Origin of the sequence: Kitasatospora sp. NPDC007106, assembly GCF_040634455.1 — a bacterium.
Classification (GTDB): Bacteria; Actinomycetota; Actinomycetes; order Streptomycetales; family Streptomycetaceae; genus Kitasatospora; species Kitasatospora arboriphila.
Genome location: NZ_JBEYFP010000239.1, coordinates 1 through 8,366, shown reverse-complemented (window position 1 = coordinate 8,366; position 8,366 = coordinate 1). Strand labels below are relative to the sequence as shown.

Annotated in this window: 9 protein-coding genes; 3 read left to right on the top strand and 6 right to left on the bottom strand. The window is 72.2% G+C overall.

Annotated features, from left to right (window positions below; all coding sequences use genetic code 11):
• Positions 1-80 precede the first annotated feature (80 nt).
• Entirely contained in the window at positions 81-434 is a 354-nt protein-coding gene (locus tag ABZ641_RS19285) for an iron-sulfur cluster assembly accessory protein (RefSeq protein WP_095876996.1), read from the bottom strand.
• A gap of 206 nt (positions 435-640) precedes the next feature.
• On the opposite strand from ABZ641_RS19285, the gene ABZ641_RS19280 reads away from it, so the two are divergent.
• Positions 641-1,516, top strand: a complete 876-nt coding sequence (locus tag ABZ641_RS19280; protein ID WP_344626698.1) for a GNAT family N-acetyltransferase — start codon at positions 641-643, stop codon at positions 1,514-1,516.
• 209 nt (positions 1,517-1,725) lie between these two features.
• On the opposite strand, the gene ABZ641_RS19275 is transcribed toward ABZ641_RS19280, so the two are convergent.
• From ABZ641_RS19275 to ABZ641_RS19265, 3 genes are all read right to left on the bottom strand, one after another.
• On the bottom strand, positions 1,726-3,093 hold the full coding sequence (locus ABZ641_RS19275; RefSeq protein WP_359983260.1) for a pyridoxal-dependent decarboxylase: 1,368 nt from the start codon (positions 3,091-3,093) through the stop codon (positions 1,726-1,728).
• Positions 3,094-3,303: 210 nt separating this feature from the next.
• A complete protein-coding gene (locus tag ABZ641_RS19270) occupies positions 3,304-3,768 on the bottom strand; it encodes an Lrp/AsnC family transcriptional regulator (RefSeq protein WP_344626696.1) in 465 nt (154 codons plus the stop codon).
• An 89-nt stretch (positions 3,769-3,857) separates the two neighbouring features.
• On the bottom strand, positions 3,858-4,784 hold the full coding sequence (locus ABZ641_RS19265) for an NADP-dependent oxidoreductase (RefSeq protein ID WP_359983258.1): 927 nt from the start codon (positions 4,782-4,784) through the stop codon (positions 3,858-3,860).
• Positions 4,785-4,999: 215 nt separating this feature from the next.
• Between ABZ641_RS19265 and nadA the strand changes: the two genes are divergently transcribed.
• A complete protein-coding gene (gene nadA / locus ABZ641_RS19260) occupies positions 5,000-6,181 on the top strand; it encodes a quinolinate synthase NadA (RefSeq protein ID WP_344626693.1) in 1,182 nt (393 codons plus the stop codon).
• A gap of 86 nt (positions 6,182-6,267) precedes the next feature.
• On the opposite strand, the gene ABZ641_RS19255 is transcribed toward nadA, so the two are convergent.
• Together ABZ641_RS19255 and ABZ641_RS19250 are read right to left on the bottom strand one after the other, a co-directional pair.
• Complete coding sequence (locus tag ABZ641_RS19255) at positions 6,268-6,561, bottom strand: hypothetical protein (protein WP_344626692.1); 294 nt, start codon at positions 6,559-6,561, stop codon at positions 6,268-6,270.
• A gap of 42 nt (positions 6,562-6,603) precedes the next feature.
• A complete protein-coding gene (locus ABZ641_RS19250) occupies positions 6,604-7,386 on the bottom strand; it encodes a PspA/IM30 family protein (protein ID WP_344626691.1) in 783 nt (260 codons plus the stop codon).
• Positions 7,387-7,655: 269 nt separating this feature from the next.
• On the opposite strand from ABZ641_RS19250, the gene ABZ641_RS19245 reads away from it, so the two are divergent.
• Positions 7,656-8,249 (top strand): DUF3043 domain-containing protein, encoded by a 594-nt coding sequence (locus tag ABZ641_RS19245; protein WP_344626690.1) that lies wholly within the window; start codon positions 7,656-7,658, stop codon positions 8,247-8,249.
• Positions 8,250-8,366 lie beyond the last annotated feature (117 nt).

Sequence of the window (8,366 nt, the reverse complement as noted above, 5' to 3'; positions counted from 1 at the left end):
GGGCGCCCCCCCCCCCGGCGCCCCCCCTCCGGCGGTTCGCTGCTGCTGTCGCTGCTGCGGGTGCGGCTGGGCCGCGAGGCTCAGCTGAAGGAGTCGCCGCAGGCGCAGGAGCCGGTGGCGTTCGGGTTGTCGATCGTGAAGCCCTGCTTCTCGATGGTGTCGACGAAGTCCACGGTGGCGCCGCCCAGGTACGGGGCGCTCATGCGGTCGGTGACGACCTTCACGCCGCCGAAGTCCTTGACGACGTCGCCGTCCAGCGAACGCTCGTCGAAGAACAGCTGGTAGCGCAGGCCGGAGCAGCCGCCCGGCTGCACGGCGACGCGCAGCGCGAGGTCGTCGCGGCCCTCCTGCTCGAGCAGGCCCTTGACCTTGGCCGCGGCGGCGTCGGTGAGGAGGATGCCACTCTCGACAGTGGTCTCGTCCTGGACGGTCATGCTTACTCCCGGTCTGTGACGACAGTGTGCCGCCAGTGCCAACCGGCGGCCGCCCGGATTCATTTCCGGTCGGTGGTGATTCCGGGAGACGTTTTCGCCGCCCGCACCTCTACGTCTCCCATGCTCGCACACCGGCGGTGCGTGCTCGGCGTCCGATCTCGGCAAACCGCCCTCGGCGGGTCCGGCGGCGGGCCAGGATGAGATGCGTGATCATTCGGCCGGTCAGGGACAGTGCCGCGGACGCCGCCGCCGTGCGGGAGGTGGCCGCGGCGGCCTTCGGACGGCCGGACACCGCGCGGCGGGACGGGACGGCGGTGCCGGACGCCCGCGCCGTCCGGCACGAGGCGCGGACCCGGCACCTGGTGCGGACCGACCCGCAGGGGTGCTGGGTCGCCGAGGACGGCGGACGGGCTGTGGGGGCCGCGCTGTCGCTGCGGCGCGAAGGGCTGTGGCTGCTCGCCCTGCTGGTGGTCGACCCGGCACTGCAGGGCAAGGGCGTCGGACGGCTGCTGCTGCAGCGGGCGGCCGCGCACGGGCGGGGCTGCCTGCGGGGCATGCTGTGCGCCTCGCCGTCGCCGGCCGCGGCACGGCGGTACCGGCTGAGCGGGTTCACCCTGCACCCGGCGATGCAACTGCGGGGGCCGGTCGACCGGGCCGGACTGCAGGACCCGGGCGACATCCCGGTGCACCCCGGAGGACCGGGGCAACTGCACCTGCTGGACTCGGTGGACCGGCGGCTGCGGGGCGCCGCGCACGGGCCCGACCACGGCTTCATGCTGGCCCACTTCGAGGAACTGCTGGTGGCGGACTCGCTGGCGGGCAGCGGCTACTGCTACCGGGACGGCGGCGAGGTGAAGCTGCTGGCGGCGACGTCGAAGCGGATCGCGGTGCGGCTGCTGCGGGAGGCGTTGGCGCGGGTCCCGGAGGGGACGGACGCGCTGGTGGAGCACCTCACCGCCGACCAGGAGTGGGCGGTCGACGTCGGCCTGGAGGTGGGGCTCACGGTCGGCACCCGCGGCTACGTGGCCCTCCGCGGCATGCGCCCCCCGGTGCCGTACCTCCCCGACGGGGCGTTCCTGTAGGACGCCCGGGGGCGCGGGGAACTGCGCAGGTCCGGGGAAGCAAGACAGGGGCGCGGGGAACTGCGCAATTCGGATGTGGGCCACCGTACGGATCCGGGGTGAGCCCGAAATCGGTCCGATGCCCAGCCCCGGACTGCGCAGTTCCCCGCGCCCCTGTCTTGCCTTGCCCCCGAGTTGCGCAGTTCCCCGCGCCCCTGACGTGCGTCCCCCTACTCCATGGTGGAGAGGATCTCCTTGACCATGTCGAGGGTGGTGCCGGGGTGGAGGAAGGCGAAGCGGGCGACGGTCTCGCCGTCCCAGCCGGTGGGGGTGACGAAGCCGATCTGGTCGGCGAGGAGCTGCTGGGACCAGCGGTAGTAGTCCTCGCGGGTCCAGCCGGTGCGGCGGAAGCAGACGGCGGAGAGCTGCGGGTCGTGCAGCAGTTCCAGGTGGTCGGTGTCGCGGATCAGCTGCGCGGTGTCCCGGGCCAGCGTCAGGCCGGTCTCGATGGCGTCGGTGTAGGCCTGGGTGCCGTGGACGGCGAGGGAGAACCAGAGCGGCAGGCCGCGGGCGCGGCGGGTGAGGTGGTACGCGTAGTCGGTGGGGTTCCACTCGTCGCCCTCGGTGTGCAGGACGTCGAGGTAGGAGGCGTCCTGGGTGTGGACGGCGCGGGCGAGCTGCGGGTTGCGGTAGAGCAGGGCGGCGCAGTCGAACGGCGCGAAGAGCCACTTGTGCGGGTCGACGACGAAGGAGTCGGCGTGCTCGATGCCGTTGTAGCGCTCGCGGACGGAGGGGGCGAACAGCCCGGCGCCGCCGTACGCGCCGTCGACGTGGAACCAGAGGCCGTGCTCGCGGGTGACCTCGGAGAGGCCGGCGAGGTCGTCGACGATGCCCTCGTTGGTGGTGCCGGCGGTGCCGACGACCGCGATGACGGTCTCCGGGTTCGGGTCGGCGGCGAGGGCGGCGCGCAGCGCCTCGCCGGTGAAGCGGCGGTCCACGGTCGGGACGACGAACGCCTCGACGCCGATGATGTTGAAGGTGTTCTTGACCGAGGAGTGGACCTGGTCGGCGACGGCGATCCGCAGCCGGGCCTCGGGGCCGACGCCCAGCTTGCGGCGGGCGGTGTCGCGGGCGACGACGAGCGCGGAGAGGTTGCCGGCGGAGCCGCCGGAGACGAAGGTGCCGCCGGCGGAGGCGGGGAGTCCGGCGCGGTCCGCTATCAGACGCAGCACCTGGTTCTCGGCGGCGATGGCGCCGGCGGCCTCCAGCCAGGAGATGCCCTGGAGGGAGGCGCAGGAGACGACCATGTCGAAGAGGAGGGCGGCCTTGGTGGGGGCGCAGGGGATGAAGGAGAGGTAGCGCGGGCTGTCGGCGGAGATGACGGCGCGGGAGAGCTCGTGGTCGTAGAGCTTGAGGACGTCACCGGGGTCGTTGCCGTGCTCGTTGAGCAGACCGGCGAGGTGGGTGCGAAGGTGCTCTCCGTCGCCGGGGTGGTCGAGGGGGACGGGGTTGTACTGCAGCCGCTCGCGCATGTAGTCGAAGACGAGGTCGACCAGCTGGTTGTCGGGCTGGTGCATGCGGTCGGCGGCTGCGGACACGGTGGTCCCTCTCGTTCTGGCTGCGGGGTGCGGCGGGCCGGTACGGGTGGGGTTCCTGGGGCGTACCGGACACGATCAGCGTAGGCAGCGGCGCTCGGTCGGCGCGCGTCGGAACGGGGCCGCGCAAGCAGGTTTCGTGCGTGTTCGACGGGGGTGGCGCAGCTTTCCTGCGTGACGTGCCGGGGGGGTGCCGGGCCCGGTGCGGAGCGGTCAGCCGATGAGGCGGGAGAGGACGACGGAGCTGCGGCTGCGCTGGACGCCGGGCTCCTTGCGGATGCGTTCGATGACGGCTTCGAGGTGCCGGGTGTCGGCGGCGCGGAGGTGGACGAGGGCGTCGGGGTCGCCGGTGACCGTCCAGGCGGCGGCGACCTCGGGGAACTGGCGGAGGCTGGCGAGGAGTTCCTCGGGGCTGGTGCGTTCGCGGCAGTAGATCTCGACGAAGGCCTCGGTCCGCCAGCCGAGCAGGGCGGGGTCGAGGACGACGGTGAAGCCGCGGACGACGCCGCGGGCGCGGAGCCGGTCGATGCGGCGGCGGACGGCGGTGGCGGAGAGGTTGGCGAGCAGGCCGATCTCGGCGTAGGAGGCGCGGCCGTCCTTGCTGAGGTGTTCGAGCAGGAGCCGGTCGGTGTCGTCGAGCGGCGCCCCGCCCGGGTCCGTGGGTCGGTGCGTGCTCATGGCTGCGGGCTCCACTGGTGGTGCGTGTGAGGGCGGTGTGGCCGTCGGGGTGGGACGGCGCACCGCCCCATTCTGGCGGACTCCTGCGGTCAGTCCACCAGCAGCACGATCTTGCCGCGGGTGCGGCCCTCGGCGTTGAGTGCCTGGGCGGAGGCGGCCTGGGAGAGCGGGAAGGTGGAGGCGACCGGGACGCGGAGCTTCCCGGCGTCGGCGAGGCGGCCGAGTTCGGCGAGGTCGGCGGCGTCGGGGCGGACCCAGACGTAGTGGCCGCCGCGGGCGGCGACGCCGTAGTCGGTGATCGAGGCGATGCAGGAGGGGTCGCGGACGAGCTGGGCGGAGACCTCGACGGCGTCGCCGCCGATCAGGTCGAGGGCGGCGTCGACGCCGTCGGGGGCGATCGCGCGGACGCGGTCGACCAGGCCCTCGCCGTACGCGACCGGTTCGGCGCCGAGTTCGCGCAGGTAGGCGTGGTTGCGTTCGCCGGCGGTGCCGATGACCCGGGCGCCGTGGGCGGTGGCGATCTGGACGGCGAGGCTGCCGACGCCGCCGGCCGCGGCGTGCACCAGGACGGTCTGGCCGGCGCGGATCCGCAGCGCCTTGACGAGGGCCTGGTGGGCGGTGAGGCCGGCGAGCGGGAGGCCGCCGGCCTGGGCCCAGTCGAGCGAGGCGGGTTTGCGGGCGAGGGTGCGGACGGGGGCGGCGACGAGCTGGGCGTAGGTGCCGTGTTCGGCGGAGTCCTTGCGGACGTAGCCGACGACCTCGTCGCCGGGGGCGAACTCGGTGACGCCGCCGCCGACGGCCTGGACGACGCCGGCCAGGTCCCAGCCCATGATCAGCGGGAAGTGGACGTCCATGATGCCGTCGAGGTGGCCCTCGCGGAGCTTCCAGTCGACCGGGTTGACGCCGGCGGCCTTCACCCGCACCAGGACGGAGTCGGGGCCGACCTTGGGGTCGGGCACGTCGGTGTACTCGACGACGTCGGGGCCGCCGTACTGCCTGATCACAATGGCCTTCATGCTCCAAGACAACGCGATCGCGGCCGGATATCGGTTCGGCCACGCCGGGAAGGCTCCGATCCGGAGAGCGGTTCTCGTCACATCGACAGAACGTCCATCGTCAGAGTGACGCTAACGGGTTATCATAGATAGCGTCAGATAGACGAGAAGGCCCCGCGGTACCACCGCAGCTCGGCAGGGGCCGGAAGATCGGCCGCACAGGAGGGCACCCGCCCGTGACCACCACCACCGAGACCTACGGCGTCGACCCCTCTCCGACGCCCCTGGCGCTGCTGCTGCTCGGCCGCGAGGCCGACCCCGCGAGCGAGCGCGGCGTCGAGTGCCCGGGCGACCTGCCCGCCGCCTCCGACCCGGACCTGGTCGCGCGGGCCCGCGCCGCCAAGGAGGCGCTCGGCGACCGGGTGTTCATCCTGGGCCACCACTACCAGCGCGACGAGGTCATCGAGTTCGCCGACGTGACGGGCGACTCCTTCAAGCTGGCCCGCGACGCGGCGGCCCGCCCGGAGGCCGAGTACATCGTCTTCTGCGGCGTGCACTTCATGGCCGAGTCGGCGGACATCCTCACCACCGACGCCCAGCAGGTCGTGCTGCCGGACCTCGCCGCGGGCTGCTCGATGGCCGACATGGCCACCGCCGAGCAGGTCGCCGAGTGCTGGGACGTGCTCACCGACGCCGGGATCGCCGACGTGACCGTGCCGGTCTCGTACATGAACTCCTCGGCCGACATCAAGGCCTTCACCGGCCGGCACGGCGGCACCATCTGCACCTCCTCCAACGCGAAGCGGGCGCTGGAGTGGGCCTTCGAGCAGGGCCAGAAGGTGCTGTTCCTGCCGGACCAGCACCTGGGGCGCAACACCGCCGTCCTGGAGATGGGCTTCTCGCTGGACGACTGCGTCCTCTACAACCCGCACAAGCCCAACGGCGGCCTGACCGCCGAGCAGCTGCGGAACGCGAAGATGATCCTCTGGCGCGGCCACTGCTCGGTGCACGGCCGTTTCAACCTGGACTCGGTGAACGAGGTCCGCGAGCGGATCCCCGGCGTCACCGTGCTGGTGCACCCGGAGTGCAAGCACGAGGTCGTCACCGCGGCCGACATGGTGGGCTCGACCGAGTACATCATCAAGGCGCTGGACGCCGCCGAGCCCGGCTCCAAGTGGGCCATCGGCACCGAGCTGAACCTGGTGCGCCGGCTCGCCAAGGCCCACCCGGACAAGGAGGTCGTCTTCCTCGACCGCACGGTCTGCTTCTGCTCGACCATGAACCGGATCGACCTGCCGCACCTGGTGTGGGCACTGGAGTCGCTGGTCGAGGGCCGGGTGCCGAACGTGATCACGGTCGACCCGGAGACCGAGAAGTACGCCAAGGCGGCGCTGGACCGGATGCTGGCCCTGCCGTAACGTTCCGCCGCGCCGCCGGCGGGCGGCGCGCAGCACGCCGAAGGGCGGGCACCCCGTGGGGTGCCCGCCCTTCGGTGTCACGAGACCTAATTCGGCAGGCCGGGGATCAGGCCGTCGCCCTCGGTCCGCAGCATCTCGCGGACCTCGTCGATGGTCGCCTCCGCGTCCGGGAGGATCAGGTCGGACGGCTCCAGGGACTCGTCCGGCAGCGGGCTGCCGAACTCCTTGACCGCGCCCAGCAGCGCGTCCAGCGCGGCCTTGAAACGCCCGCCGTCACCCGACTCCACTGCCTTGAGCAGTTCGTCGTCCAGCTCGTTGAGCCGGTTCAGGTGGCTCTCGCCGACCTGGAACTGCCCCTCACCCATGACCCTCATGATCATGCCGGCGCGTCTCCCTGTCCGGTTCGTGGTGCTGTCCGGTTGCTACTTGTTGTAGTTGATCTTGGACGAGTCCTGCTGGCCCTGCTCGATGGCCTGCGGAGCGGCGGCGGGAGAGCCGCCGGTCAGCTCGGCCTTCATCCGGGCCAGCTCCAGCTCGACGTCGCTGCCGCCGGCCACCCGCTCCAGCTCGGCCTCGATGTCGTCCTTGCGGCCGAGGCCGCTGGCGTCGTCGAGCGCACCGGAGGCGAGCAGCTCGTCGATCGCGCCGGCCCGCGCCTGCATCTGCGCGGTCTTGTCCTCGGCCCGCTGGATCGCCAGGCCCACGTCGCCCATCTCCTCGGAGATGCCGGAGAAGGACTCGGCGATCCGGGTCTGCGCCTGGGCGGCCGTGTACGTCGCCTTGATGGTCTCCTTCTTGGTACGGAAGGCGTCCACCTTGGCCTGCAGCCGCTGGGAGGCGAGCGTGAGCTTCTCCTCCTCGGCCTGCAGCTGCTGGTACTGGGTCTCCAGGTCGGTGATCTGGGACTGCAGGTTCGCCTTGCGGGTGAGCGCCTCGCGGGCGAGGTCCTCACGGCCCAGCGAGAGCGCCTTGCGGCCCTGGTCCTCGTACTTCGCGGACTGCTGCTGCAGCTGCGTCAGCTGCAGCTCCAGGCGCTTGCGCGAGGTGGCCACGTCGGCGACGCCGCGGCGCACCTTCTGCAGCAGCTCCAGCTGCTTCTGGTACGAGTAGTCGAGCGTCTCCCGCGGGTCCTCCGCACGGTCCAGTGCCTTGTTGGCCTTGGAGCGGAAGATCAGCCCCATACGCTTCATGATTCCGTCGCTCATGGGCCTCGGGTGCCCCCTTCTACGGGCCTGCGAATTCCGTCTCGTAACACGTCGAGTCTATGTGCAGCGAGCTGGTCGCCGCAGTGCACGAGCTGCAACAAGACTGCTACAGCCGCACACTGCCGGTCATCGTTCCTGGGGTGGAGCCGACCCTGAGACCATGATCCGCCCCGCGGAGGGCCCCCCGTACGGGACACGCCGCCCGATCGATATCCGTTCGTGCCGACGCTCACTGCGGAAAGCACCCGGCCAGCACGTACGCTGGGGGTGTGTTCCGACGCCGTGATGAAGCCTCCTCCGCCGCGACCGCGCTGGCCGAGCAGGACGAGAAGACCCCCCGCGACCCGCAGGCCAAGAAGGGCCGCCCGACGCCGAAGCGCAGCGAGGCCGAGGCCAGCCGGCGGACCCGGGTGACCGTGCCCAAGGACCGCAAGGAGGCCGCCCGGCAGTCCCGCGAGCGGATGCGCTCCGAGCGCGAGAAGCAGCGCACCGCCCTGCTGGAGGGCGACGAGCGCGCCCTGCCGGCGCGCGACAAGGGCCCGGTGCGGCGCTTCGCCCGCGACTTCGTCGACTCCCGCTGGTCGCTCGCCGAGTTCTTCCTGCCGTACGCCGTGGTGGTGCTGGTGCTCAGCATCGTCAAGGTGCCGGCCCTGCAGCTGCTCTCCACGCTGCTCTTCGTGGTCTTCTTCGTCCTGGTGATCCTGGACTTCGCCCGGCTCGGCCTCGGCCTGCGCAAGGCCCTGCGCGAGCGCTTCCCGAACGAGAACACCCGCGGCGCCGTCCCCTACGGCCTGATGCGCACCCTGCAGATGCGCCGACTGCGGCTGCCCAAGCCGAAGGTGAAGCGGGGCGAGCGGCCCTGACCGCGGAGCCGGTCCCGCCGGCCTGGGCCCTGCCGGTGCAGCCGGACCAGCCCGGGTTGTACGCGCTGCCCGGGCAGGGCGCCGGCGGCCACGACCGGCTGCCGGCCGTCGGCGGAG